General features: G+C 69.8%; 1 protein-coding gene. It reads right to left on the bottom strand.

The genetic code is table 11. The annotated features are described in order from the left end of the window. Window positions 1-830: AMP-binding protein (locus HU729_RS25545; protein ID WP_186711924.1), on the bottom strand; the 830-nt coding region annotated here is incomplete at both ends.

Genomic DNA, 830 nt, shown 5'->3' on the forward strand with positions numbered 1-830 from the left:
AGCTTGCCGTTGGGGCTCAGTGGCAACTGCTCGAGCAGCAACAGGTGCACCGGCACCATGTAGTCCGGCAGCACCGCACCCAGGCGCTCGCGCAGGGTGGCGCGCAAGGCCTCGGCCGCCGCGTCGTCCGCCACCGGCGTGCTTGGCACCAGGTAGCCCGCCAGCTGCAGGCCGCCGGCACCCGGCACCGCCAGCACCACGGCCTCGCGCACTTCGTCCTGCTCCATCAGCCGTGCTTCGATCTCGCCCAGCTCGATGCGCAGGCCGCGGATCTTCACCTGATGGTCGATACGCCCCATGTACTCGATCACCCCGTCGGCGCGGTAGCGCGCCAGGTCACCGGTGCGGTACAGCCGCTCGCCGTCACCGAAGGGGCTGGCGACGAAGCGTTCGGCGGTCAGCCCAGGACGGCGGTGATAACCGCGCGCCAGGCCGGTGCCGCCCAGGTACAGCTCGCCCACCACGCCCACCGCCACCGGGCCGAGGCCAGCGTCCAGCACGTAGGTTTGCAAGTTGGCGATCGGCTCGCCGATCGGCACGCTGTCGCGACCTTCTTCGCGGCAGGTCCAGTGGGTCACGTCGATGGCCGCTTCGGTCGGGCCATACAGGTTGTACAGCCCGGCATTCGGCAATTTGTCGAACACCTGGCGCTGGGCATCCACCGGCAGCGCCTCGCCGCTGCAGACGATACGGGTCAGGCTGTCGCAGCCCGCCACCGCAGGATCAGCCACGAAGGCCTGCAGCATCGACGGCACGAAGTGCAGCGTGGTGATGCGCTCGCGGCGAATCAGTTCGATCAGTTGCGCCGGGTCGCGGTGCAGCCCTGGCGC

This window comes from Pseudomonas sp. RW10S2 (assembly GCF_014268985.1).
Taxonomy (GTDB): domain Bacteria; phylum Pseudomonadota; class Gammaproteobacteria; order Pseudomonadales; family Pseudomonadaceae; genus Aquipseudomonas; species Aquipseudomonas wayambapalatensis.